The sequence below is a fragment of the Enterobacter sp. R-25 genome (assembly GCF_049913205.1).
GTDB lineage: Bacteria > Pseudomonadota > Gammaproteobacteria > Enterobacterales > Enterobacteriaceae > Enterobacter > Enterobacter ludwigii.
In genome coordinates this window covers 1,064,236-1,087,918 of the sequence record NZ_CP183982.1, presented here as the reverse complement: position 1 = coordinate 1,087,918, position 23,683 = coordinate 1,064,236, and the positions used below count along the sequence as shown (strand labels likewise).

The window sequence follows — 23,683 nt, the reverse complement described above, 5'->3', positions numbered from 1 at the left end:
CCGTTTTCCTTGCCCCTATTACATGCTATTCTCTGTGCCCTCGAAAGCAGTGTGTTTCGCACCACAGGAGTTTTAAGACGCATGTCTTCCCGCAATAATCCGGCGCGTGTCGCCATCGTGATGGGGTCCAAAAGCGACTGGGCTACCATGCAGTTCACCGCCGAAATCTTTGAAATCCTGAATGTTCCGCACCACGTTGAAGTGGTCTCCGCACACCGTACACCGGACAAACTGTTCAGCTTCGCCGAAAGCGCCGAAGAGAAGGGTTATGAGGTGATCATTGCCGGTGCGGGCGGCGCAGCACATCTGCCAGGCATGATTGCCGCCAAAACGCTGGTACCGGTTCTGGGTGTTCCGGTGCAAAGCGCTGCGTTAAGTGGTGTCGATAGCCTCTATTCCATCGTTCAGATGCCGCGTGGCATTCCGGTCGGCACGCTGGCCATTGGTAAAGCGGGCGCTGCCAACGCTGCCCTGCTCGCCGCGCAGATCCTGGCGACTCACGATAAAGCGTTACATCAGCGTCTGGCGGACTGGCGTAAAGCCCAGACCGACGAGGTGCTGGACAATCCGGACCCGCGGGGTGCGGCATGAAGCAGGTATGTGTCCTCGGTAATGGTCAGTTAGGCCGTATGCTGCGTCAGGCCGGCGAGCCGCTGGGTATTGCCGTCTGGCCCGTCGGGCTGGATGACGAACCGGAAGCCGTGCCGTTTCACCAGAGTGTGATCACCGCGGAGATTGAACGCTGGCCACAAACGGCCCTGACGCGCGAGCTGGCGCGTCACAATGCCTTCGTTAACCGCGACGTCTTTCCCATTATTGCTGACCGTCTGACGCAAAAGCAGCTGTTCGATAAGCTCGGGCTGCCGACTGCGCCGTGGCAGCTGTTGTCCGATAAAAGCGAGTGGAAGGATGTATTCGCAATGCTGGGCGAGCTGGCAATTGTGAAGCGTCGCGTCGGCGGGTACGACGGTCGTGGACAGTGGCGTCTGCGCGCCGATGACACTCACGAGCTGCCGGACGATTGCTACGGGGAGTGCATCGTTGAGCAGGGCATTAACTTCAGCGGTGAAGTCTCGCTGGTGGGCGCTCGCGGGCAGGACGGCCATACCGTTTTTTATCCGCTGACGCATAACCTGCATCAGGACGGGATCCTGCGTACCAGCGTTGCATTCCCGCAGGCCAGTGCTGAACAGCAGGCGCAGGCAGAAGAGATGCTCTCTGCCATCATGCACGAACTCGGTTACGTCGGCGTCATGGCGATGGAGTGTTTTGTCACGCCGTCCGGTCTGCTGATTAACGAACTGGCACCGCGCGTTCACAACAGCGGTCACTGGACCCAAAACGGGGCGTCCATCAGCCAGTTCGAGCTGCACCTGCGCGCCATCACTGACCTGCCGCTGCCGCAGCCGGTGGTGAACAGCCCGTCGGTGATGATCAACCTGATCGGTACCGATCTGAACTACGACTGGCTCAAGCTGCCGCTGGTGCATCTGCACTGGTATGACAAAGAGGTGCGTCCGGGTCGTAAGGTCGGTCACCTGAACCTGAACGATACCGACACCGATCGTCTGGGCGCCACGCTGGAAGCGATTATTCCTCTCCTGCCGCCGGAATACGCGAGCGGAATTATCTGGGCGCAATCAAAGCTTAAGTAATACTCCTCTGCCGGGGAGTTGACCTTCCCCCTCCCCGGCGTACAATCCCCGCCCATTGCAGCTTAGTTTTCTTCTGGAAAAACCATGAACGATGGAACGGACTATCGCGCGATCCTCGCATCCGATACCCCTTTAATCGACGTTCGCGCGCCGATCGAATTCGCCCAGGGCGCGATGCCTGCGGCAATCAACCTGCCTCTGATGAACGATGATGAACGCGCCGCCGTCGGTACCTGCTATAAACGCCAGGGGCCGGACGCTGCGCTTGCTCTCGGCCATAGCCTGGTCGCAGGCAGTACCCGTGAGATGCGCATTAACGCCTGGCGCGAAGCCTGTCTCTCCCACCCCACCGGCTACCTCTGCTGCGCGCGTGGCGGTCAACGCTCGCATATCACTCAGGCCTGGTTGAAAGCGCGCGGCGTGGATTACCCGCTGATCGCAGGCGGCTATAAAGCGCTGCGTCAGACCGCGATTGAGGTAACCGCTGAGCAGGTGCAAAAACCGATGGTGCTGATCGGCGGCTGTACCGGGAGCGGCAAAACGTTGCTGGTGAAACAGCACGCGCAGGGCGTGGATCTGGAAGGGCTGGCGCACCATCGCGGCTCGTCGTTTGGCCGCACGCTTACACCACAGCTTTCGCAGGCGAGCTTCGAAAATCAGCTCGCCGTCGTGCTGTTGAAAAAAGAGGCCGCACGCTGGGTGCTGGAGGATGAAGGGCGGATGATTGGCTCCAACCACCTGCCGGAATGCCTGCGAGACCGCATGGTTCAGGCGCCTGTTGTGGTAGTAGAAGACCCGTTTGATGTCCGTCTTGAACGCCTGCGTGAAGAGTATTTCGACCATATGTGGGCGGATTTTTCTGCTGCCTTTGGCGAAGAGGCGGGCTGGAACGCGTACAGCGAATACCTGCACCACGGCCTGTTTGCCATTCGCCGCCGTCTGGGGCTGCAGCGCTTTGCAGACTTTACGGCGCTGCTGGATTCCGCCCTGCAGGAGCAACAACGTTCTGGCAGCACCGACGCGCATTTGCGCTGGCTTGCCCCGCTGCTGAACGACTATTACGACCCGATGTACACCTGGCAGCTGGCAAAAAAGGCGGAGAAGATTGTGTATCGCGGAACGTTTGAGGACGTGGCTGACTGGCTCAATCGCTGAATCACGCGCAAAAAAAACGGCAACCCAGGGTTGCCGTTTTCATATCGGGGTGACTCCCTTGCTGACTGAACTTAGAAGTCGTAACGCAGACGCACCAGGTTCATGTCGCCCAGGTTATCCGTGCTGGAGGTGAACACGTGTTCGTAATCAACACGGAAACCGTAGTCCAGCTGGACGCTAACACCCACGCCGTTATCGATACGCTGGTAGTTACGACCATTCACGTACTCAATACGGTCACCCATGAAGTAAGGCTGGATGGATTTCACCGCATACTGATCGATTGGGAATTTGTACCCTGCGAAGTATTCAATACCCCATGCATCACCGGCAAAGTAGTTGTCAGTAGACACTTTTTTGGTGGTCAGGAAGTTCTGGTACCAGCCGCCGCCAGCCGAGAAGGTCCAGTTATCCGGCGTCCAGCTCAGCGCGGTACCGAGGATATTCTGGTCGTAAGATTTGCTGTCGCCGTTGTCCGGGTTACGCATGTCCGCGCGGGTGTAGTTCCACGCTGCGCCCCAGGTCAGATCGGTGGTCAGGTGGTAATCCAGACCCAGTGAACCGCCGCCTTTACGTTTGTAACGCAGGCCATTGCCCGGCAGGTATTCGCTGTCTTCAAACAGGTAGGATGCATAGATATCCGCATCGCCTACGGTTTTCTTATATTTCAGCATTTTGCGTGAACGATAAGAGCCGTCGTAGTCACCGTTGATCCCGTTACCTGGAGCCTGACCAATCATGTCGTAGTCCCAGATATCGGTTTTCACGCCAACCACATCATAGTAAACGCTGTTCTGTTGACCGAAGGTCAGCGTACCCCAGGTGTCGCTCTTCAGACCGGTGTACAGCATACGGCGAGAGGTGTCGTTAGCACCTTCAGCGTAGTGATTATCCCAGTTGAACAGCGCCGGAATGTTCACACCCAGCTCGTAGTAGCTGATCCAGCTGATGTCATCAAACAGATAGTAATCTGCTGCGAAACGGAAACGGGTGCCGCCGTCGAAGCCATTACGTTTGTAGGAGCCTTTATCGCCGTCGCCCGTCATCATGTTGAACTGAGGACGAATACTGCCGCCAACGGTAAAGTTAAGACGGCTCAGCGGGTTACCCGCCTGAGGGTCTTGTTTAAGAACCGTGATTTCCGCCTGAGATGCGAAGGAGGTCAATGCCACTGCTGCGCCAATTGTTACTGCCAGCGCTGATTTTTTTATAGTCATTATTTTTCCTTTATAGACACGCTGCTAAATATTTAGCAGGTGAATATTAACTGGAAATAATCTTGCTGTGTGCGCGGGTTTTTAATGTTTTGTGCTACTAAACGCATGGGTATTACCGATTTGTGCTGCTAAATTATTACGCACCAGCAGATAAACCGGTGCGTAATTATCACGGATTTGAACTAACTGGCAAACTGACGGAACAGCGCTTTGCCTTTTAGCAATCGCGTGCCGAGCCAGCCGCCGCACAGCGACAGCAGCACCGCACCGCAGACCGGCAGCGTGAACCACAGTCGCCAGTCAGGCTCCCACGGGAAATCGAAGACCCGGGTCTGCAGCACGGCTAACGCCGTCTCAGCACCCATCGCCGCCACCAGACCCGAGACCAGCCCCAGCAGGGCAAACTCGCTCCACAGCGTGGTGCGCAGCAGTCGCTTACTCGCCCCGAGCGTGCGATAGACCACCAGCTCCTGATGACGCTGCCGCATCCCGACCTGCACCTGGGCCAGCAGCAACAGTACGCCGCAGATCGTCACCAGCACCACCATAACCTCCAGTGCCCGGCTGACCTGCTCCAGCACCTGCCCGACCTGTTTAAGGATCGCGCCAATATCCAGCAGGCTGACCGTCGGAAATTCGCGGTTCAGCCGGGTCAGCATACCGTTGCCGTTTTCCCAGCGGAAACTGGTGAGCCAGCTTTGCGGCTGTCCGTCCAGTGCGCCTGCGGGGAAAATAAAGAAGAAGTTCGGCCGCAGGCTTTCCCAGTCCACCTTACGCAGGCTGGTGACCTTAGCGCTAAAGTCCTGGGTATCGCCGGTAAAAGTCACGCTGTCGCCCAGCCTGACGTTCAGGCGCGTCGCCAGCCCCTCTTCCATCGAGACTTCTCCCGCTTTCGGCGGCCAGCTGCCGGCGGTAATCGGGTTGTGATCTGGACGTTTCTCCTGCCAGGTCAGGTTCAGTTCGCGGTTAAGCGATTCATCCTTGTTTCCCTCCGTGGACTGGCCGTTGATCTGCGTCAGACGCGCGCGGACGATGGGGTAGAACGACTCCGGCACAATCTGGTGTTCCGCCAGGAACGTCTTCAGCGGTGTCACCTGCTCAGGGGCGATATTGATCAGGAAATAGTTCGGGCTTTCCGGCGGAAGCTGCTGTTGCCAGCGCTCCAGCAGATCGCCGCGCAGCACCAGCAGCAGTGCCAGCAGCATAAACGACAGCGAAAAGGCAGACAGCTGACTCAGCGTAGACCAGGGCTGGTGCAGCAGACGGTTCACCGCCAGCCGCACGGGAAGCGACTTCACCGTCAGCTTTTTAAGCACATTAAGGAGCACCCAGCCGACCACACCACACAGCAGCGCCAGCACCACCGCCCCGGCCAGTACGGCCCACAGCAGCGTGCTGCCGCCCATCAGCCAGGCCAACAACCCAACCGAAACCGCAACAATGACAGGAAGATAGAACTTCAGCGGCCAGACGTTGGCCACCACGTCACGGCGCAGCACGCGCAGCGGCTGCGTCGCGAGCAACAGCCGGTACGGGCGAAGCCCCACCAGCACCGAGATCACCATCATCGCGCCAATCGCCCACAGCCACGGCCAGAGGCTGGCCGGTGGAAGTGCGGCAGGCAGTACCGGTTTCAGCATGACCATCAGCAGCTTTTCAAACAGCAGCCCCATCGCCCCACCGGTGAGTGCTGACAACACCAGCAGCATCAGCCACTGGCCGACAATCAGCTTACGCAGCTGGGCGCTGCCCGCGCCGAGGGTTTTGAGGATCGCCACCAGATCGTATCGGCTGCGGCAGTAGTGCCCCATGGCCACCGCCACCGCCGCCACGGCCAACAGCAGGGTTAACAGCGCTGAAAGCAGCAGGAACTGCTGAGAACGTTCGAGAGATTTACCAAGCGCCCCTTCGTCCTGCTCCAGTCCGTACCAGCGGTGCTCTGGTTTTAACTGCGGCAGCAGCCATTTTTCATACGCGTCAAGCTGGGCGGGCGTTCCCGCAAACTTATAGCGCCAGGTGACGCGGCTTCCCGGCTGCACGGCATGGGTATTCGCCACATCAGCGGTATTCATCAGCAAGCGCGGGGCAAGCTGGAACGGGTTAAAGCCGGAGTCAGGTTCCTGAACCACTTCCCCGGCGATACGGAACGTGGCGTCACCCACGTCGATGCTGTCACCCGTTTTCAGGTTCAGCAGCGCCATTAAACGTGGCGCCAGCAGCACCGTGCCCGGTTTCGGCTTTAAGCCAGGCGGGCTGGTCTGCAGTTCACCGTACAGCGGGTAAAGGTCGTCGACGGCTTTGACGCTCGCCAGCTGCGGCGTATCGCCGGCAAAGGTCATGGTCTGAAAGCTCAGCTGTTCCCCCACCTTCAGTCCACGCTTACGCGCCTCCTCAAGCCAGCCCGGCGGGACGGGACGCGAGCTTTGCAGCGCCCTGTCTCCGGCCATAAACTCGCGGCTTTGCTGGCTTAACCCTTTCTCCATGCGATCGCTGACGCTGCCCAGCGCCAGCACGCAGGCTACCGCCAGGCTTAACGCCATCCAGACAATCAACAGCGTGGGCGAGCGCCATTCGCGCCAGAACCAGCGGGCAATCATGCTTCCTCCTGCAGTTCACCGTTAACCAGCCGCAGGCGACGGTCGCAGCGGGCAGCCAGTTGCGGATCGTGGGTCACCAGAATCAGCGTGGTCCCGTGTTCGCGGTTGAGCGAAAAAAGCAGGTCGGCAATTTTATCCCCGGTCTTTCGGTCGAGGTTTCCGGTAGGCTCATCCGCAAACAGCACGTCCGGGCGGCCGTTAAACGCCCGGGCCAGGGCCACACGCTGTTGCTCCCCGCCGGAAAGCTGCGCCGGAAGATGGTCGAGGCGTTTGCCCAGCCCTAGTTGCTCCAGCAATGCCTTCGCGTGGGCGCGACTTTCACGGCTGTTCTCGCCGCGCAGTAGCGCCGGCAGTTCAACGTTTTCCAGCGCATTGAGCGTCGGGATCAGCATGAAGGACTGAAAGACAAACCCGATATGACGAGCGCGGAGCGCAGCACGCGCCTCTTCATCAAGCTGATGCAGCGGTTGCCCGACCAGGTTGACCTCTCCACTGCTGCCGTCGTCCAGACCGGCTAAAATGGCCAGGAGCGTGGACTTCCCGGAGCCGGACTCGCCAATCAGCGCAATGGTTTCGGCGCGTTTGACAACGAGTTCAACTCCGGTGAGGATGGAAAGCTCGTGTTCCCCCTGACCGACGGACTTCTTAAGACGATGAACTTCAACAATGTTTTCCGCTGGCATTTGCCCTTCCTGTTTTTAATCCTGATGACCTTCCGCGCGGCGGCAGCGGACACGTTACTGGTTCTCGGTGACAGCCTGAGTGCAGGCTATCGCATGGCGGCCAACGCGGCCTGGCCAGCTCTGCTCAATGACAAATGGCAGAGTAAGACAACGGTTATTAATGGCAGCATCAGCGGTGATACCTCGCAGCAAGGCTTGTCGCGCCTGCCAGCCTTGCTCAAACAGCATCAACCGCGATGGGTGCTGGTTGAGTTGGGCGGTAATGATGGCTTGCGTGGTTTCCAGCCTCAGCAAACGGAACAGACCCTGCGCACGATCCTTAAGGATATTAAGGCCGCGAACGCGCAACCGCTGCTGATGCAAATTCGCCTGCCCGCCAACTATGGACGTCGGTATAATGAAGCCTTTAGCGCGATCTACCCAAAGCTTGCCAACGAGTTTGATATTCCGCTGCTGCCATTTTTTATGGAAGAGGTCTATCTCAAACCCCAGTGGATGCAAGACGATGGGATCCACCCCAATCGCGATGCGCAGCCGTTTATTGCCGACTGGATGGCAACACGGCTGGCCCCTTTAGTTAAACATGACTCCTAATTCAGCGGAGATCCTGACAGGTAAAGTTATGCAAAAATCGGTCTTAATTACAGGATGTTCCAGCGGAATCGGTCTTGAAAGTGCACTCGAATTGAAGCGTCAGGGATATTGGGTACTGGCGGCCTGCCGTAAACCCGACGACGTCGAACGCATGAACGGGCTGGGCTTTACCGGTGTGTTACTGGATTTAGACTCACCGGAAAGCGTGGAACGCGCAGCCGATGAGGTGCTGGCCCTGACCGACAACCGTCTGTACGGCCTTTTTAACAATGCCGGTTACGGCGTGTATGGTCCCCTGGACACGCTCACCCGCGAGCAGCTGGAAAAACAGTTTTCCACCAATTTCTTTGGCGTCCATCAGCTTACCATGCGCCTGCTCCCCGCCATGCTGCCGCACGGTGAAGGACGCATTGTGATGACCTCCTCCGTGATGGGGCTGATTTCAACCCCGGGCCGCGGGGCCTATGCCGCCAGCAAATATGCGCTGGAGGCCTGGTCCGATGCCCTGCGCATGGAGTTGCGTCACAGCGGCATTAAGGTCAGCCTGATTGAGCCGGGCCCTATCCGCACCCGCTTTACGGAAAACGTTAACCAGACCCAGGCGGATAAACCGGTCGAAAACCCCGGTATCGCCGCACGCTTTACGCTCGGGCCGGAAGCAGTCGTCGCTAAAGTGCGCCATGCTTTTGAGAGCGAAAACCCAAAAATGCGCTATCCGGTGACGCTGGTAACCCATGCGGTAGGCTGGTTAAAACGCCTGCTGCCGGGCCGGATGATGGACAAAATTTTACACGGTTGAGTTGAAGCGTCGTCGCTAACCCCCATGTAAATAACAAACCGATAAAAGAGAAGGCCGCATGTCCGTACAGAATATCGTCAATATTACTGAAGCAAACCTGCAACAGACCCTCGAACAGTCCATGACCAAACCGGTGCTGTTCTACTTCTGGTCTGAGCGTAGTCAACACTGTCTGCAGCTGACGCCGGTACTCGAAAGCCTTGCCGCGCAATACAATGGCCAGTTCATTCTCGCCAAGCTGGATTGTGACGCTGAGCCTATGGTGGCGTCTCAGTTTGGCCTGCGCGCGATTCCTACCGTCTATCTGTTCCAGAATGGGCAACCTGTTGATGGCTTCCAGGGGCCACAGCCTGAAGAAGCGATCCGTGCCCTGCTGGATAAAGTCCTGCCGCGCGAGGAAGAGCTGAAGGCGCAGGAAGCCATGGGACTGATGCAGGAAGGCAAATACGACGAAGCGCTGCCGCTGCTCAAAGAGGCGTGGCAGCTGTCGAAACAGGACAGCCAGATTGGCCTGCTCCTCGCGGAAACGCAGATTGCCCTGCACCGTTCCGACGATGCGGAAGCTGTGCTGAAGACCATTCCACTGCAGGATCAGGATACCCGTTATCAGGGTCTGGTCGCGCAGATCGATCTGCTGAAACAGGCGGCGGATACGCCGGAGATCCAGCAGCTTCAACAGCAGGTTGCCGATAACCCGACCAATGCCGCGCTGGCAAGCCAGCTGGCGCTGCAGCTGCATCAGGTGGGACGTAACGAAGAAGCGCTGGCACTGCTGTTCAGCCATCTGCAAAACGATCTGGGTGCCGCCGACGGTCAGGCGCGGAAAATGTTCCAGGAGATCCTGGCCGCGCTGGGCACCGGCGATGCGCTGGCGTCGACGTACCGCCGTCAGCTGTACGCCCTGCTCTACTGATGAACAGGCCCGGTGCCGTTTGCGCTCACCGGGCCTGCAAAAGAGGCGGTCACCCCGCCTTTTTCAACTGCGTCACCACCAGCTGATGGCGCGCGTTGTAGAACTTCCGATAGGTTAAATAGCAGGCAATGATGGTCGACAGGCTGGCCGTAGAGAGCAGCATAAAGGTCACCATGATCTGATATTTAATGGCTTTGACCGGATCGATACCGGCAAAAATTAACCCGGACATCATTCCCGGCAGGCTAACCAGCCCAACCGTTTTTGCGGAATCCACCGTTGGGATCAGCGACGAGCGGATGCTGTCGCGGATCAGTACCGCCGAGGCCATTTTCGGTGTCGCCCCCAGACTTAATTTCTCCTGCAGCTTCTGTTGTTCACTGCTAAATCGCTGGCCGAGGTTGTTGTAACACAGTCCTACAGCCACCATAGCGTTCCCCGCAATCATCCCGGAAATAGGGATAACCTGCATCGGCGTAAACTCGATTGAGCCGGACACCACCAGCACCGCCAGCGTCAGCGCCGTCCCGGTTGTAATGGCGATAAACGATGAGACAAACGCCTTATCGATATACTTACTGCGTTTCTGCGCGTTCCACGCCGCGTTAAAGCAGATAAAGAGCACCATCAGGAGCGTCAGCACCGCGTGGTTGACGTTAAAAATATACTTCAGCACATAGCCGACAATAATGAGCTGGATAACCGCGCGGCAGATACTCCAGATAATATCTTTCTCCAGGCCCAGCTTTTCCCGGTAGCTCACCACAATAGCGATCAGTACCAGCACCATCGAAAACGCCAGCGACGTATTCGTAATATTATGCTCACCCACGGTTTGCCTCCTGCATTTTCCCGCCCTGCGGCTCAAGCGTAATGACATCATCCGCATGGGTAATTTCGTTTGAATCGTGCGTAACCCACAGCACGGCAATATTCTGCTCGCTTGCGTAACGATGAATAATCTCGTTAACGTTGCGTTTGTTCACCTCATCCAGCGCGCTGGTGATCTCGTCCAGTAACAATATCTTCGGCAAAAACTGCAGATTGCGAATCAGCGAAACGCGCTGCTTTTCGCCGCCCGATAATTCATTGATGGATTTAGTCAGCGTCTCTTTCGACAGGCCAAAGCGGGCCAGATCGGCGATAAATTTTTCTGGCTCCGGCGTTTTATGACGGATTTGCCACGGAAAGACCAGGTTGTCATAAACCGTGTCCCCAAACAGCGAAGGGGTTTGCACGCAGTAAGAGACCTGCTGACGATAGCTTTCTGGCGACTGTGTCGCGATATCCTGCCCTTCAAACAGAATAGCGCCCTCAGTGGGGCTGAGCAGTGAAGCGACAATCTTTAATAACGTGCTTTTACCACAGCCTGACGGCCCTGTTATCAGTTTGAACTCACCCGGGGAAAGACAAAAATCGACATGCTGAAGGATCGTGGTATTTGCCACACGAAAACCGACATCCCTGACCTGCAAGAGCGTATTTTTATTGTTCATCATGCATCCTGTAACCACCTTTATTGCAACCACGCGTAGAATAATCCTTTCACGAACGCAGCGCGAATAGGGTGTGTCGATGGCTGGAGTAAAGGTTTTACCGGTATTCGTCGCGCCCCCTTCTTTACAGGGGCGAATTTCAGTCCGATAGCCGATATACTGACTTATAACACACACGCAGTTCCCTTCGTCACAGCATGCAAAACAGGAGGTTTTTATGCTTATCGTTATACCTGTCCTTATTTTCGTTGCGCTGGTTATTGTCGGCGCTGGCGTCAAAATTGTCCCACAGGGGTATCAGTGGACCGTTGAACGCTTTGGCCGCTACACCAACACGCTCCAGCCGGGTTTAAGCCTGATTGTCCCTTTCATGGACAGGATTGGACGTAAAATCAATATGATGGAACAGGTGCTGGATATTCCTTCCCAGGAAGTGATCTCCAAGGATAACGCCAACGTCACCATTGATGCGGTCTGTTTTATTCAGGTTATTGATGCCCCAAAAGCGGCCTATGAAGTCAGCAATCTGGAGCTGGCTATCGTAAATCTGACGATGACCAACATTCGTACCGTGCTCGGTTCAATGGAGCTGGACGAGATGCTCTCTCAGCGCGACAGCATTAACACCCGCCTGCTGCACATTGTCGACGAGGCCACCAACCCGTGGGGGATCAAAGTTACCCGTATTGAGATCCGCGACGTGCGTCCACCGGCAGAGCTGATCGCCTCCATGAACGCACAGATGAAAGCGGAACGGACCAAACGCGCCTACATTCTGGAAGCTGAAGGGGTACGGCAGGCAGAGATCCTGAAAGCCGAAGGGGAAAAACAGTCGCAGATCCTGAAAGCGGAAGGTGAACGCCAGTCTGCCTTCTTACAGGCGGAAGCCCGTGAACGTTCTGCAGAAGCGGAAGCCCGCGCCACCCAGATGGTCTCTGAAGCAATTGCAGCAGGTGATATCCAGGCGGTGAACTACTTTGTTGCGCAAAAATACACTGACGCGCTGAAAGAGATTGGCTCCGCGAACAACAGCAAAGTGGTGATGATGCCGCTGGATGCCAGCAGCCTGATGGGCTCCATCGCCGGGATCACGGAACTTATCAAAGACAGCGGAAACGAGCGCAAAAAATGATTGAGCTAATCGTCGCACATCCTCATGCATTCTGGCTAAGCCTCGGTGGCTTATTGCTGGCCGCGGAGATGCTTGGCGGCAACGGTTACCTGCTCTGGAGCGGTGTTGCCGCTGTCATTACCGGGTTAGTGGTCTGGCTACTGCCCCTGGACTGGGCGTGGCAGGGGGCGTTATTTGCCGTGCTGACGCTGTTGGCCGCCTGGCTGTGGTGGCGCTGGCTTAACCGCCAGGTGACAGAACAGAAACCGCTCGACGCCCACCTCAATCAGCGCGGTCAGCAGATTGTCGGCAAACGTTTTACGCTTGATACGGCGCTGGTTAACGGGCGCGGACATATGCGCGTGGGCGACAGTTCATGGCCCGTGGTGGCCGACGATGACCTCAGCGCCGGCACGCAGGTTGAGGTCATTGCGGTGGAAGGAATAACCCTGCGGGTTAAAGCCTGTCAGGCATGAGCCTTACGATGACAGCAGCCGGACAGATTATCGATAATCGGGCAGTCGGCGCTGTCATCCCCCGGACAGGATTCCGCCAGCGCCAGAAGCTGCTGACGCATCGCCTGTAACTCGGTAATGTGGCGTTCAATCTCAGCCACTTTCTCCAGCGTTCGTTTTTTCACGTCTGCGCTATGGCGTGCCGGATCGTTGAATAAGGTGACCAGCTCGCCGCACTCTTCAAGGTTAAATCCCACCTGCCGCGCCTGGCGCAGCAGCGTCAGTTCATCAAGATGCAGTTGCGTATAACTGCGGTAGCCATTTTCACTGCGCAGCGGCGGTGTCACCAGCCCCTTCTCTTCATAAAAACGGATCGCTTTGCTGGTCAATCCGGTTTTTTTCGCAACATCACTGATATTCACATTTCCCCCTTGACCTTCCCCTTGATGGAAGGTTTAACCTTCATAACAGTTAGCGAAAAGCGTTATGCCGGTCAACATCTGACCAGATCATTATACGGGAGTTTTGTTATGTCTCACACTATTGACCTGACACTGGACGGCCTCTCCTGCGGCCACTGTGTCAAACGCGTTAAAGAAAGTCTGGAACAGCGTCCTGATGTAGACAGCGCTGAAGTGACCCTTGATCACGCCGCCGTCACCGGTAGCGCCAGTGCGGATGCGCTGATTGATACGATCAAACAGGCTGGTTATGGGGCGGAGCTGAGCCACCCAAAGGCTAAACCGCTGGCAGAGTCATCATCCCCGTCGGAAGCACTGACAGCGGCCACTCCTGAGCTTCCGGTAGCTGATGATATTGATGACAGCCAACAGCTGCTGATCAACGGCATGAGCTGCGCCAGCTGCGTCTCCCGGGTACAAAATGCCTTGCAGGCTGTACCGGGTGTCGCGCAGGCACGGGTCAATCTTGCGGAGCGTACTGCGCTGGTGATGGGCAGTGCCTCCGCCGCAGATTTAGTGCAGGCCGTTGAAAAAGCGGGCTACGGCGCAGAGGCCATCGAAGATGACCTCAAACGTCGTGAACGCCAGCAGGAAACGGCCGTCGCCACCATGAAACGCTTCCGCTGGCAGGCCATCGTCGCGCTGCTGGTTGGGGTGCCGGTCATGGTGTGGGGTATGATCGGTGACAATATGATGGTCACCGACGATAACCGCACGCTGTGGCTGGTCATTGGGTTGATTACGCTTGCCGTGATGGTCTTCGCAGGCGGTCACTTCTACTCCAGCGCCTGGAAAAGCCTGAAAAATCGCACCGCGACGATGGATACCCTTGTCGCACTCGGCACGGGTGCGGCGTGGCTGTACTCCATGAGCGTCAACGTCTGGCCCCAGTGGTTCCCGATGGAAGCGCGTCATCTCTATTATGAAGCGAGCGCGATGATTATCGGCCTGATTAACCTCGGCCATATGCTTGAAGCGCGCGCCCGTCAGCGCTCCTCCAAAGCGCTGGAGCGCCTGCTGGATTTAACCCCACCGACCGCGCGCGTCGTGACGGATGCAGGTGAAAAAAATGTCCCATTGGCTGAAGTTCAACCCGGCATGACGCTGCGCCTGACCACCGGCGACCGCGTTCCCGTCGACGGTGAAATCACTCAGGGCGAAGCCTGGTTTGACGAAGCGATGCTGACCGGCGAACCCGTCCCGCAACAGAAAGCCCAGGGCGATGCCATTCATGCCGGTACGGTGGTGCAGGACGGTAGCGTGCTTTTCACCGCCAGTGCGGTCGGCAGCCATACCACGCTGTCACGCATTATTCGCATGGTGCGTCAGGCACAGAGCAGTAAGCCGGAAATTGGTCAGCTGGCCGATAAAATCTCCGCCATTTTTGTGCCGGTCGTGGTCGGTATCGCGCTGCTGAGCGCGGCTATCTGGTATGTCTTCGGCCCGGCACCGCAAATTGTTTATACCCTGGTGATTGCCACCACGGTGCTGATCATTGCCTGTCCTTGCGCGCTCGGTCTTGCCACGCCAATGTCGATCATCTCAGGCGTAGGCCGTGCCGCTGAATTTGGCGTGCTGGTACGGGATGCCGATGCGTTGCAGCGGGCGAGCACGCTGGACACGCTGGTGTTTGATAAAACCGGCACGCTGACGGAAGGGAAACCGCAGGTAGTGGCCGTGATTACCGCAGGCATCACGCAGGAAGACGCGCTGCGTCTCGCCGGGGCGCTTGAACAAGGCTCCAGCCATCCGCTGGCCCATGCCATTATTGAGAAAGCCGGGAATGCCAGCCTGCCGCAGGTGAGCAATTTCCGTACCCTGCGCGGTTTAGGCGTTAGCGGTACCGCCGAAGGGCACACGCTGCTGCTGGGGAATCAGGCACTGCTGAAGGAGCACGGCGTTGAGACCTCCGCCCTGGAACAAGACCTGAAAGATCAAGCCTCTCAGGGCGCAACCCCGGTTCTGCTTGCCGTTGATGGCAAGGCCGCGGCGCTGCTGGCAATTCGCGATCCGCTACGTCAGGACAGCGTGCAGGCGTTGCAACGCCTGCATCGTGCGGGCTATCGCCTGGTGATGTTGACCGGGGATAATCCTGTGACGGCGAACGCCATCGCCCGGGAAGCAGGGATTGACGAGGTCATTGCCGGGGTGTTACCTGACGGCAAAGCAGACGCCATCAAGACGCTGCAAAGCCAGGGTCGCCAGGTGGCGATGGTCGGTGACGGGATTAACGATGCGCCGGCGCTGGCACAGGCGGAAGTGGGTATTGCGATGGGGGGCGGTAGCGATGTCGCCATTGAGACGGCCGCCATCACCCTGATGCGTCACAGCCTGATGGGCGTTGCGGACGCGCTGGCGATTTCAAAAGCCACCTTGCGCAACATGAAGCAGAACCTGCTGGGTGCCTTCGTCTACAACACGCTCGGTATCCCGATTGCCGCCGGTATTTTGTGGCCGCTGACCGGCACGCTGCTGAACCCGGTTGTCGCGGGTGCGGCGATGGCACTCTCGTCCATTACCGTGGTGAGCAACGCAAACCGGTTGTTGCGGTTTAAACCGAAAGATTGAACCTTCTTCTCCTACGCGCTAGCATGAACCTTTCCGTTTATGGAGCGCGTATGAGTCTGTTTAATCGTATAAAAACATCGTTTCGCGCCCTCTTCCCCCGCCGTTATGCCTGGCCCGGCATGGACATCTCGCTTCCCGGCGGGCAGCACCTTCACCTGGTGGGCAGCATCCATATGGGCACGCAGGATATGTCCCCGCTGCCAGCCGGTCTGATGAAACTGCTGAAGAGCGCCGATGCGCTGGTCGTTGAAGCGGATATTTCGGGCCAGACGTCACCGTTTGCCGGCCTCGAAAGCGATCTCCCCCTGGCTGAACGTCTGAACGACACGCAGTTTGCTGAACTGACGCGCGTCGCAGATGAGACGGGCGTGTCGCTCTCCATGCTGGACACACTGCCGCTGTGGCAAATCGCGATGGTCCTGCAGGCGACCCAGGCGCAGCGTCTGGGGCTACGCGGGGATTACGGTATTGATTACCAGCTGTTGAATGCCGCGAGAGCACGCCATTTGTCAGTCATTGAGCTCGAAGGCACGGACAGCCAGATAGCCCTGCTGCGCCAGCTTCCTGATGATGGGCTGATGCTGCTGGATGATACCCTGACTCACTGGCACACCAACGCGCGCCTGTTGCAAACGATGATCGGCTGGTGGCTGAATGCGCCGCCCACGGACGGTAAACTGGCGCTGCCGTCGACGTTCAGTGAATCGTTGTATGATGTGCTGATGAACGAGCGCAACAAAGCCTGGCAGCAGACGTTACATGCGTTGCCTGCTGGGCGTTACGTGGTCGCTGTCGGGGCGTTACATTTGTACGGAGAAGGGAATTTGCCGTCACTGCTGAAATAAAAAAATGGCCAATATTTCTATTGGCCCGTCAAAGAGGAATTTCATCGTTTTTATTATGCCGAAGGAGACCTTCGGTTGAGCCGATTGTCGCTCAAAGTGACCATCACTGCCAATACTATTGCGCAAGATGGTGCTATTTTTTAGACAAACGTCAGGCGTATGCTGTCAGCATGAATTGTCTGTCGTAAGAAGGATAGCTATGACTCCCGCCGTTAAATTACTCGAAAAAAACAACATTCCCTTTCGGATCCACACCTACGATCACGATCCCAGCGAAACGAATTTTGGTGATGAAGTGGTGCGCAAACTGGGGCTGAACGCCGATCGGGTTTATAAGACGCTGCTGGTGGCGGTGAACGGTGATATGAAACACCTCGCCGTCGCGGTAACGCCTGTTGCCGGGCAGCTGGATCTCAAGAAAGTGGCCAAAGCGCTGGGGGCAAAGAAGGTGGATATGGCCGATCCGATGGTTGCGCAACGCACTACCGGCTACCTTGTTGGCGGTATCAGCCCGCTCGGGCAGAAAAAACGCCTGCCGACGCTGATTGATGCCCCTTCGCAGACCTTCGACACTATTTATATTTCCGGCGGCAAACGCGGGCTGGATATTGAACTGTCCGCAGGCGATCTGGCGAAAATACTGGACGCGACATTTGCGGATATTGCGCGACGGGATTGAGGAAGTGGCCCGGAGGCACTGTGCTTACCGGGCCGACGATTCTCATACAGGCCGGGTCAGGCGTAGCCGCCCCCCGGCTCAAAACCGCACTACTGCCAGCTCACCTCGCCTTTCGGCTCGTAGGTATTCACGTCGATCGGTGAATTCTGCTCGATGAACTGCTTCAGCACTTCCGCATCGATAAACCCGGTATTCACATAGCCCGGTTTATTGTCGATATGCGGATAACCGTCACCACCGGTGGCGTTAAAGCTTAATGTTGCCATGCGGTAGGTTTTGGCAGGGTCGACCGGCTCGCCTTTGATTTTGAGGTCGTTGAGCTTGCCGTCCTTCGCCACAAAGCTGACGTTGGCAAACTGCGGATAAGCGCCGGAGTCCGGCTTCATCTGCGCCACGGCGGTGAGATAGTCAATCACCTCTTTACCGCTCATGTCGACATACACCACGATGTTACCGAACGGCTGAACCTTCAGCACATCTTTATAGGTGATGTTTCCGCCTTCGATGGAATCACGGATGCCGCCGCCGCTCATCACACCAAAATCGGCATTTGTGCGCGCCATTTGTGCCGCCAGCACCAGATGCCCCATATTGGTCTGCACAAAGCGAACTTTGCTGCGGTCCCCTTCCAGACGACCATTCAGCGTACCAATCTTCACGTCCAGCTGCGCCTTGCCTTTATTCTGGAAGGGCGTCAGCAGGGAGAGCATCTGCGCGTTCTCAGCAATTTCTGGGGTGTAGAGTACGCGCTCACTTTTCCCGTCAGGGTAAGTCACTTTCTTCTTCAGGTTGACCGGAATGAGCTGATAGTGCACCAGCTTCATCTCGCCGTTACGGAACTCAAAGTCCGCACGCCCCACGTATTTACCCCACTCGTGCGCCTGCACAATCCAGATACCGTTCTGACGGTCCGGAGCACACGGCGTGCCTGGCACGTAGTCGACCTGCTTTTTATTCTCTGACGCCATGCAGACCGGGTCTTGTGAATGACCGCCCACAATCATCGCCAGCGAGCCCGCAGGCAGGCTGCGAGCCATCTCCACGTCACCCGGCGCATTCGAGCCGTGCTCACCGTTGTCATAGTGGCCCATATGGGTGGTGGCAATAATGACATCCGGCTTTTCGTTCTGCTGCAATTCCTGGATGACCAGCTTCGCTTCGTCTGCCGGTTTACGGAATTCGATATCGGTAAAGAACTCAGGGTTGCCGATTTTCGCCGTATCGTCGGTGGTTAACCCGATGACCGCAATTTTCAGATCCTGACGCTTAAACAGCGCCCAGGGTTTGAACAGTCGCTCACCGGTGCTTTTCTGGTAGATGTTGGCAGAGAGGAACGGGAATTTGGCCCATTTTTCCTGCTGGCGCAGCACCGTCAGCGGGTTATCGAATTCATGGTTACCGACGGCCATCGCATCGTAGCCAATAAGATTCATGCCGCGGAAATCAGGCTCCGCATCCTGTAAATCAGATTCCGGCACACCGGTATTGATATCGCCCCCCGAGAGCAGCAGTACGCTGCCCCCCTGGGCTGCCACCTCTTTACGAATGCCATCCACCAGCGTTTTTTGTGCCGACAGACCGTATTCGCCGTATTCACTGCGCCAGAAATGGCCGTGGTGATCGTTGGTATGCAGAATGGTGATTTTATAGGTTTTATCTTTTTCATAGGCCTGCACGGGCAGGCTAACCAGACCCCAGGCGGCGATCAGCGCCAGCGCGACGCTCCGCTTCATTAACTTCATCTTCTCTCTCCCTGACCAATAGACAAAGGCAAAAATTACAGTGACTAATAAGAATAGACAAATAAGTTTTCAGAATTGCGACTTTATTCAAATGTCACTGCCGGGTATGTTAGTTGGATAATAATTACACCCTGCATTTCTAATAACAAAAGACGTGGTATTCATCTCTATGGCAATCAGTGAATCAACCCAGCCCGTGTCTGGCGCTCCGGCGTCGCGCACCTCGTTTAAAGTGTTAGGCGCAATCAGCCTTTCACATCTGCTCAACGACATGATCCAGTCGTTGATTCTCGCGATCTACCCGCTGCTGCAGTCCGAGTTTTCATTAACGTTCGTGCAGATCGGGATGATCACCCTGACCTTCCAGCTGGCCTCCTCACTTCTGCAACCGGTCGTGGGCTACTGGACGGATAAATATCCTATGCCGTGGTCGCTACCGATTGGCATGTGTTTTACCTTGAGCGGGCTGGTGCTGCTGGCAATGGCAGGCAGCTTTGAAGCAGTGCTGATTGCCGCCGCGCTGGTGGGCACGGGGTCGTCGGTCTTTCACCCGGAGTCCTCACGCGTGGCGCGCATGGCCTCCGGGGGCCGTCACGGGCTGGCGCAATCGCTCTTTCAGGTGGGCGGTAACTTTGGCAGCTCCCTCGGCCCACTGCTGGCAGCGGTGATCATCGCTCCGTACGGCAAGGGTAACGTGGCGTGGTTTGTGCTGGCAGCCTTGCTGGCGATTATCGTGCTGATTCAGATCAGCCGCTGGTATGCCGCGCAGCATCGCGTGAACAAAGGTAAGCCTAAAGCGAAGGTTATCAATCCCCTTCCTCGCGATAAGGTCATTCTGGCCGTCTCCGTGCTTCTGGTGCTGATTTTCTCGAAATACTTCTATATGGCGAGCATCAGCAGCTATTACACCTTTTACCTGATGCAAAAATTCGGATTATCGGTCCAAAACGCCCAGTTTCACCTGTTTGCCTTCTTGTTTGCGGTGGCTGCAGGGACGGTTATTGGCGGGCCTGTGGGCGATAAAATCGGGCGCAAATACGTCATTTGGGGCTCTATCCTCGGCGTGGCCCCGTTTACCCTTATTTTGCCGTATGCAAGCCTGGAGTGGACGGGGATTTTGACCGTGATTATTGGGTTTATCCTCGCCTCGGCGTTTTCCGCCATCCTTGTTTACGCGCAGGAGCTGCTGCCAGGCCGTATTGGTATGGTTTCCGGACTCTTTTTCGGTTTTGCTTTCGGCATGGGCGGCCTTGGTGCGGCAGTGCTGGGCATGATTGCCGACCACACCAGTATCTTCCTGGTCTATAAAATCTGTGCTTTCCTGCCGCTTCTGGGGATGTTGACCATATTTCTTCCTGATAACCGCCATAAAGCGTAATATAACGGTCGCTAAAGTTTTACTTTGGCGACCTGACACCCTGATGCCATAAGGGTTTCTTCTCCATTCCCCCGCCTAATTTATCAAAATGCGCTTTTTTACACGCATATTGCTGTTTTATTCAAACTTCAACAATTATTCATAAACATAACGGCAAAAATTGTCATAAACTATTACTCGGTTTTTGGTTTTTTAACCAAATGGAACACCCACAACGAAAGGAGACGGAATGCATCACGCCACACCGCTTATCACCACCATTGTTGGTGGACTTGTGCTCGCTTTTATCCTCGGCATGATTGCCAATAAACTGCGTATTTCGCCTCTGGTGGGCTATTTGTTAGCGGGTGTGCTGGCGGGTCCCTTTACGCCAGGTTTCGTGGCGGATACCAAACTGGCGCCCGAACTGGCGGAATTAGGCGTGATTCTGCTGATGTTTGGCGTGGGTCTGCATTTCTCACTCAAGGATCTGATGGCGGTAAAGTCGATCGCCATACCGGGAGCGATCGCACAGATAGCCGTAGCGACGCTGCTGGGAATGGCGCTTTCGACAGTGCTTGGCTGGTCGCTGATGACCGGTATCGTCTTTGGGCTGTGTCTTTCAACCGCCAGTACCGTCGTACTGCTGCGCGCGCTTGAGGAGAGGCAGCTTATCGACAGCCAGCGCGGACAAATCGCGATAGGCTGGCTGATTGTGGAAGACCTGGTGATGGTGCTGACGCTGGTGTTGCTGCCTGCCGTCGCCGGTATGATGGAAAAAGAGAGCGTCGGCTTTGCGACATTGGCGCTGGACATGAGCATCACCATCGGGAAAGTGGTGGCGTTTATCACCATTATGATGCTGGTGGGCCGCCGTCTGGTGCCGTGGATCCTGTCCCGCAGCGCGGCCACCGGCTCCCGTGAGTTGTTTACCCTGTCTGTCCTTGCCCTGGCGCTGGGGATTGCCTTTGGGGCCGTAGAACTGTTCGACGTCTCCTTTGCACTGGGCGCGTTCTTCGCCGGGATGGTGCTGAACGAATCAGAGCTGAGCCACCGTGCGGCGCACGATACGCTGCCGCTGCGCGACGCCTTCGCCGTCCTGTTCTTTGTCTCCGTCGGGATGCTGTTTGATCCGATGGTTCTGGTTCAGCAGCCGCTGGCCGTGATGGGCACCCTGGCGATTATTATCTTTGGTAAGTCGGTTGCCGCCTTCTTCCTGGTGCGGATGTTTGGCCACTCGCCGCGTACGGCTCTGACCATCGCCGCCAGCCTGGCGCAGATTGGTGAGTTCGCCTTTATTCTGGCGGGCCTGGGTATGGCGCTGAATCTGCTGCCGCAGGCCGGGCAAAATCTGGTCCTCGCCGGAGCGATCCTCTCCATCATGCTGAACCCGGTCCTGTTTGCATTGCTGGAAAAATACCTCGATAAAACCGAAACGCTGGAAGAGCAGACGCTGGAAGAAGCTATCGAAGAAGAGAAGCAGATCCCGGTGGATATTTGCAATCATGCCCTGCTGGTCGGCTTTGGCCGCGTAGGAAGCCTGCTCGGTGAGAAGCTGATGGCGCAGGGGATCCCGCTGGTGGTGATTGAAACATCACGTACCCGCGTCGACGAGCTGCGCGAGCGCGGCGTTCGCGCGGTGTTGGGTAATGCGGCAAACGAAGAGATCATGAATCTCGCGCATCTGGACTGCGCGCGCTGGCTGCTGCTGACCATTCCAAACGGCTATGAAGCGGGTGAAATTGTGGCGTCCGCACGTGAGAAGTGCCCGAATATTGAGATCATTGCCCGCGCCCATTATGACGATGAGGTGGAGTACATTACCGAACGTGGTGCGGATCAGGTGGTGATGGGTGAACGCGAAATTGCAAAAGCGATGCTGACGCTGTTAACGAAGCCGCCGGTTGACGAGGTGGTGACGGGGTAAGTGTGCCTCCTGCAGCCCCTGACTGACCCTCCCCCACCGGAAGAGGGTACAAACACGAATACGGCAACCGCAAGGTTGCCGTTTTGCCTTTATCGGTCCCAGTAGGCTTCTTCGAGGCTATCTTCCCTTTCCGGCAGACCGCGGGTTAAGCGCGGCGAGTGCTGATTCAGCACCTGATAACTCACGCGGTTCGCGTACTTACACACCTGCGCCAGCGACGAATAGGTGAGCCAGTTGAATTTGTGCTTGCTGGAATTCGGGACGTTGGTTTTATGGTAGGCATTCGCAGTGATGTCATGCAGCAGCGCCGCCAGTGCGCCATCTCCCGCGCCATTGGTGTTCATGATCTTTTCTGGCCCGCCCATATACGGTGCGATGTGGGAGTAAATACGCAGCGGGTTTTCGCAATCTTTATGGCGAATCGCGCGGCTGAACTCGTACTGGTTAAACTCGGCAATGGCGCCTGGCAGCAGTGGATGCTGCGTTTTGCGTTTGCTCTCTTCTTCCGTGAAGCCTGCCATATACAGCCCTACCGGTCCGGCAGTGCAGAGCACCAGATCGACCCAGTCGAGCGCTTTATCGGAGGCCAGCAGCGGATCGCTCTCGCCGGTCAACGCTTCAGCCTCTTCTTCGTTCATCGCCAGAATCGAGACGTGTTCCTTCAGGAAGGCCTGCCACCACTCGGGGTTGTCGGCTATCACGAATTTGGTGCCCAGCGTCAGAACGACCGGCACATTGTATTTCTTCGCGTACTCAATCGCTTTCATGGTGGCTTCCGGCATCGGCTCGCCGGGTTTACAGCGCACCAGATACGACGTCAGCACCAGTGCAGACGCACCCGCTATCACCGCTTCCGGAATGCTCTCTGCACGCAGCTTATTCATGTGCCCGGGGCTGATGGCAAAGGTACGTTCGCCGGAATCGCTGATCAGCGTGAAGCAGCGGCCAATCGGCCCGTCAACGCCCTGAAGGTAGTTCAGATCGGTGCGGCTGGAGGTATTGCACAGGTAACGGTAGGCGTAGCCACCAATTTCGATGTTGCTACACATGACGCCCAATAACACAGAGCGGTCGTCGGCAAGCACCGAGTAGTTGTGCATGGTGTTGCCGATAGTGCCACCGGCAAACTGATGGGTGATCAGGTTTTCGCGCGTCAGCTCCTGATACAGGGCTTCGGCAACATCGTCCTCAATCACCAGCGAGTGACCGGCGCTCAGACCGTAACGAGCGACAAACGCATCATCCACTTTAGCTTCAATGTCGACCAGCGTCTGATCGATACCGACGACCCATGCGGCGCTGGTTTCATTTTCCGGCTGGATTTGCTGCAGGAGCGGATCGCGGGCATCAACGGGAAAGTAGTGTTTAGATTTGCGTTTACCGGGAAATTTCATGGGTCTGAACTGTGCAAGGATTATGGGCCGGGAAT

21 protein-coding genes are annotated in these 23,683 nt (G+C 56.7%); 13 read left to right on the top strand and 8 right to left on the bottom strand.

Annotated elements, in window-relative coordinates; genetic code table 11:
- Positions 1–81: 81 nt before the first annotated feature.
- From purE to mnmH, 3 genes are all read left to right on the top strand, one after another.
- Positions 82–591 carry a 5-(carboxyamino)imidazole ribonucleotide mutase gene (purE, locus tag ACN9MQ_RS05135; protein WP_020885164.1) on the top strand — a complete coding sequence of 170 codons (510 nt, stop codon included), beginning with the start codon at positions 82–84 and terminating at the stop codon, positions 589–591.
- Positions 588–1,655, top strand: coding sequence for a 5-(carboxyamino)imidazole ribonucleotide synthase (gene purK / locus ACN9MQ_RS05130; protein WP_025204827.1), 1,068 nt, complete (start codon positions 588–590; stop codon positions 1,653–1,655). The genes purE and purK overlap by 4 nt, the downstream gene beginning before the upstream one ends.
- Positions 1,656–1,739: 84 nt before the next feature.
- Positions 1,740–2,810, top strand: coding sequence for a tRNA 2-selenouridine(34) synthase MnmH (gene mnmH, locus ACN9MQ_RS05125; RefSeq protein ID WP_068795145.1), 1,071 nt, complete (start codon positions 1,740–1,742; stop codon positions 2,808–2,810).
- Positions 2,811–2,881: 71 nt separating this feature from the next.
- Here mnmH and ACN9MQ_RS05120 read toward each other — a convergent pair whose 3' ends face one another.
- The 3 genes from ACN9MQ_RS05120 to ybbA all read right to left on the bottom strand — a co-directional run bounded on the left by ACN9MQ_RS05120 (position 2,882) and on the right by ybbA (position 7,307).
- Positions 2,882–4,027 (bottom strand): porin, encoded by a 1,146-nt coding sequence (locus tag ACN9MQ_RS05120; RefSeq protein WP_014168933.1) that lies wholly within the window; start codon positions 4,025–4,027, stop codon positions 2,882–2,884.
- 182 nt (positions 4,028–4,209) lie between these two features.
- A complete protein-coding gene (ybbP, locus tag ACN9MQ_RS05115) occupies positions 4,210–6,624 on the bottom strand; it encodes a putative ABC transporter permease subunit YbbP (RefSeq protein ID WP_086463096.1) in 2,415 nt (804 codons plus the stop codon).
- On the bottom strand, positions 6,621–7,307 hold the full coding sequence (gene ybbA / locus ACN9MQ_RS05110; RefSeq protein WP_068795147.1) for a putative ABC transporter ATP-binding protein YbbA: 687 nt from the start codon (positions 7,305–7,307) through the stop codon (positions 6,621–6,623). The genes ybbP and ybbA overlap by 4 nt, the downstream gene beginning before the upstream one ends.
- Here ybbA and tesA point away from each other — a divergent pair.
- The 3 genes from tesA to ACN9MQ_RS05095 are packed head-to-tail and all read left to right on the top strand — an operon-like array spanning position 7,278 to position 9,613.
- Positions 7,278–7,901, top strand: a complete 624-nt coding sequence (tesA, locus tag ACN9MQ_RS05105; RefSeq protein ID WP_025206538.1) for a multifunctional acyl-CoA thioesterase I/protease I/lysophospholipase L1 — start codon at positions 7,278–7,280, stop codon at positions 7,899–7,901. The two genes, ybbA and tesA, sit on opposite strands and share 30 nt — an antisense overlap.
- The gene (locus ACN9MQ_RS05100) at positions 7,891–8,700 is read left to right on the top strand and encodes an SDR family oxidoreductase (protein ID WP_014168929.1); all 810 of its coding nucleotides are present in this window, start codon (positions 7,891–7,893) and stop codon (positions 8,698–8,700) included. Before tesA ends, ACN9MQ_RS05100 begins: the two co-directional genes overlap by 11 nt.
- A 58-nt stretch (positions 8,701–8,758) precedes the next feature.
- Positions 8,759–9,613: a co-chaperone YbbN gene (locus tag ACN9MQ_RS05095; RefSeq protein WP_050737449.1), complete on the top strand. Its 855-nt coding sequence runs from the start codon at positions 8,759–8,761 to the stop codon at positions 9,611–9,613.
- Between the two features lie 49 nt (positions 9,614–9,662).
- Here ACN9MQ_RS05095 and fetB read toward each other — a convergent pair whose 3' ends face one another.
- Together fetB and fetA are read right to left on the bottom strand one after the other, a co-directional pair.
- A complete protein-coding gene (gene fetB, locus ACN9MQ_RS05090; RefSeq protein WP_020885171.1) occupies positions 9,663–10,445 on the bottom strand; it encodes an iron efflux ABC transporter permease subunit FetB in 783 nt (260 codons plus the stop codon).
- Complete coding sequence (fetA, locus tag ACN9MQ_RS05085) at positions 10,438–11,109, bottom strand: iron efflux ABC transporter ATP-binding subunit FetA (RefSeq protein WP_044868016.1); 672 nt, start codon at positions 11,107–11,109, stop codon at positions 10,438–10,440. Before fetA ends, fetB begins: the two co-directional genes overlap by 8 nt.
- A 217-nt stretch (positions 11,110–11,326) precedes the next feature.
- Here fetA and ACN9MQ_RS05080 point away from each other — a divergent pair, with 217 nt between their 5' ends.
- Both ACN9MQ_RS05080 and ACN9MQ_RS05075 read left to right on the top strand, forming a co-directional pair.
- Positions 11,327–12,241 (top strand): SPFH domain-containing protein, encoded by a 915-nt coding sequence (locus ACN9MQ_RS05080; RefSeq protein WP_014168925.1) that lies wholly within the window; start codon positions 11,327–11,329, stop codon positions 12,239–12,241.
- Positions 12,238–12,696 (top strand): NfeD family protein, encoded by a 459-nt coding sequence (locus tag ACN9MQ_RS05075; RefSeq protein WP_014168924.1) that lies wholly within the window; start codon positions 12,238–12,240, stop codon positions 12,694–12,696. Before ACN9MQ_RS05080 ends, ACN9MQ_RS05075 begins: the two co-directional genes overlap by 4 nt.
- On the opposite strand, the gene cueR is transcribed toward ACN9MQ_RS05075, so the two are convergent.
- Complete coding sequence (gene cueR, locus ACN9MQ_RS05070; RefSeq protein ID WP_014168923.1) at positions 12,687–13,097, bottom strand: Cu(I)-responsive transcriptional regulator; 411 nt, start codon at positions 13,095–13,097, stop codon at positions 12,687–12,689. The genes ACN9MQ_RS05075 and cueR overlap by 10 nt on opposite strands.
- A 108-nt stretch (positions 13,098–13,205) precedes the next feature.
- Between cueR and copA the strand changes: the two genes are divergently transcribed.
- The 3 genes from copA (at position 13,206) to ybaK (ending at position 17,228) form a co-directional block, all read left to right on the top strand.
- A complete protein-coding gene (copA, locus tag ACN9MQ_RS05065) occupies positions 13,206–15,704 on the top strand; it encodes a copper-exporting P-type ATPase CopA (protein WP_426021408.1) in 2,499 nt (832 codons plus the stop codon).
- Between the two features lie 50 nt (positions 15,705–15,754).
- Complete coding sequence (locus ACN9MQ_RS05060; protein WP_025204835.1) at positions 15,755–16,549, top strand: TraB/GumN family protein; 795 nt, start codon at positions 15,755–15,757, stop codon at positions 16,547–16,549.
- A gap of 199 nt (positions 16,550–16,748) precedes the next feature.
- Entirely contained in the window at positions 16,749–17,228 is a 480-nt protein-coding gene (ybaK, locus tag ACN9MQ_RS05055; RefSeq protein WP_020885175.1) for a Cys-tRNA(Pro)/Cys-tRNA(Cys) deacylase YbaK, read from the top strand.
- A gap of 89 nt (positions 17,229–17,317) precedes the next feature.
- Here ybaK and ushA read toward each other — a convergent pair whose 3' ends face one another.
- Positions 17,318–18,970 (bottom strand): bifunctional UDP-sugar hydrolase/5'-nucleotidase UshA, encoded by a 1,653-nt coding sequence (ushA, locus tag ACN9MQ_RS05050; protein WP_014168919.1) that lies wholly within the window; start codon positions 18,968–18,970, stop codon positions 17,318–17,320.
- 169 nt (positions 18,971–19,139) lie between these two features.
- Here ushA and ACN9MQ_RS05045 point away from each other — a divergent pair, with 169 nt between their 5' ends.
- Together ACN9MQ_RS05045 and ybaL are read left to right on the top strand one after the other, a co-directional pair.
- Entirely contained in the window at positions 19,140–20,348 is a 1,209-nt protein-coding gene (locus ACN9MQ_RS05045) for an MFS transporter (RefSeq protein WP_426021409.1), read from the top strand.
- 229 nt (positions 20,349–20,577) lie between these two features.
- Complete coding sequence (gene ybaL, locus ACN9MQ_RS05040; RefSeq protein WP_014168917.1) at positions 20,578–22,254, top strand: YbaL family putative K(+) efflux transporter; 1,677 nt, start codon at positions 20,578–20,580, stop codon at positions 22,252–22,254.
- Positions 22,255–22,343: 89 nt separating this feature from the next.
- Here the strand turns inward: ybaL and ACN9MQ_RS05035 are convergent, their stop codons facing one another.
- On the bottom strand, positions 22,344–23,648 hold the full coding sequence (locus tag ACN9MQ_RS05035; RefSeq protein WP_020885178.1) for an inosine/guanosine kinase: 1,305 nt from the start codon (positions 23,646–23,648) through the stop codon (positions 22,344–22,346).
- Between the last annotated feature and the right edge of the window lie 35 nt (positions 23,649–23,683).

Bases quoted from the DNA above. Each gene is read 5' to 3' on its own strand.
- ybaL (WP_014168917.1), top strand. From the start codon at position 20,578: ATGCATCACGCCACACCGCTTATCACCACCATTGTTGGTGGACTTGTG.
- purK (WP_025204827.1), top strand. From the start codon at position 588: ATGAAGCAGGTATGTGTCCTCGGTAATGGTCAGTTAGGCCGTATGCTG.
- tesA (WP_025206538.1), top strand. From the start codon at position 7,278: ATGAACTTCAACAATGTTTTCCGCTGGCATTTGCCCTTCCTGTTTTTA.
- ACN9MQ_RS05120 (WP_014168933.1), bottom strand. From the start codon at position 4,027: ATGACTATAAAAAAATCAGCGCTGGCAGTAACAATTGGCGCAGCAGTG.
- ushA (WP_014168919.1), bottom strand. From the start codon at position 18,970: ATGAAGTTAATGAAGCGGAGCGTCGCGCTGGCGCTGATCGCCGCCTGG.
- fetA (WP_044868016.1), bottom strand. From the start codon at position 11,109: ATGAACAATAAAAATACGCTCTTGCAGGTCAGGGATGTCGGTTTTCGT.
- ybbP (WP_086463096.1), bottom strand. From the start codon at position 6,624: ATGATTGCCCGCTGGTTCTGGCGCGAATGGCGCTCGCCCACGCTGTTG.
- mnmH (WP_068795145.1), top strand. From the start codon at position 1,740: ATGAACGATGGAACGGACTATCGCGCGATCCTCGCATCCGATACCCCT.
- ACN9MQ_RS05100 (WP_014168929.1), top strand. From the start codon at position 7,891: ATGACTCCTAATTCAGCGGAGATCCTGACAGGTAAAGTTATGCAAAAA.
- ybaK (WP_020885175.1), top strand. From the start codon at position 16,749: ATGACTCCCGCCGTTAAATTACTCGAAAAAAACAACATTCCCTTTCGG.
- ACN9MQ_RS05095 (WP_050737449.1), top strand. From the start codon at position 8,759: ATGTCCGTACAGAATATCGTCAATATTACTGAAGCAAACCTGCAACAG.
- purE (WP_020885164.1), top strand. From the start codon at position 82: ATGTCTTCCCGCAATAATCCGGCGCGTGTCGCCATCGTGATGGGGTCC.
- copA (WP_426021408.1), top strand. From the start codon at position 13,206: ATGTCTCACACTATTGACCTGACACTGGACGGCCTCTCCTGCGGCCAC.
- ACN9MQ_RS05045 (WP_426021409.1), top strand. From the start codon at position 19,140: ATGGCAATCAGTGAATCAACCCAGCCCGTGTCTGGCGCTCCGGCGTCG.
- ACN9MQ_RS05060 (WP_025204835.1), top strand. From the start codon at position 15,755: ATGAGTCTGTTTAATCGTATAAAAACATCGTTTCGCGCCCTCTTCCCC.
- ACN9MQ_RS05075 (WP_014168924.1), top strand. From the start codon at position 12,238: ATGATTGAGCTAATCGTCGCACATCCTCATGCATTCTGGCTAAGCCTC.
- ACN9MQ_RS05035 (WP_020885178.1), bottom strand. From the start codon at position 23,648: ATGAAATTTCCCGGTAAACGCAAATCTAAACACTACTTTCCCGTTGAT.
- ACN9MQ_RS05080 (WP_014168925.1), top strand. From the start codon at position 11,327: ATGCTTATCGTTATACCTGTCCTTATTTTCGTTGCGCTGGTTATTGTC.
- ybbA (WP_068795147.1), bottom strand. From the start codon at position 7,307: ATGCCAGCGGAAAACATTGTTGAAGTTCATCGTCTTAAGAAGTCCGTC.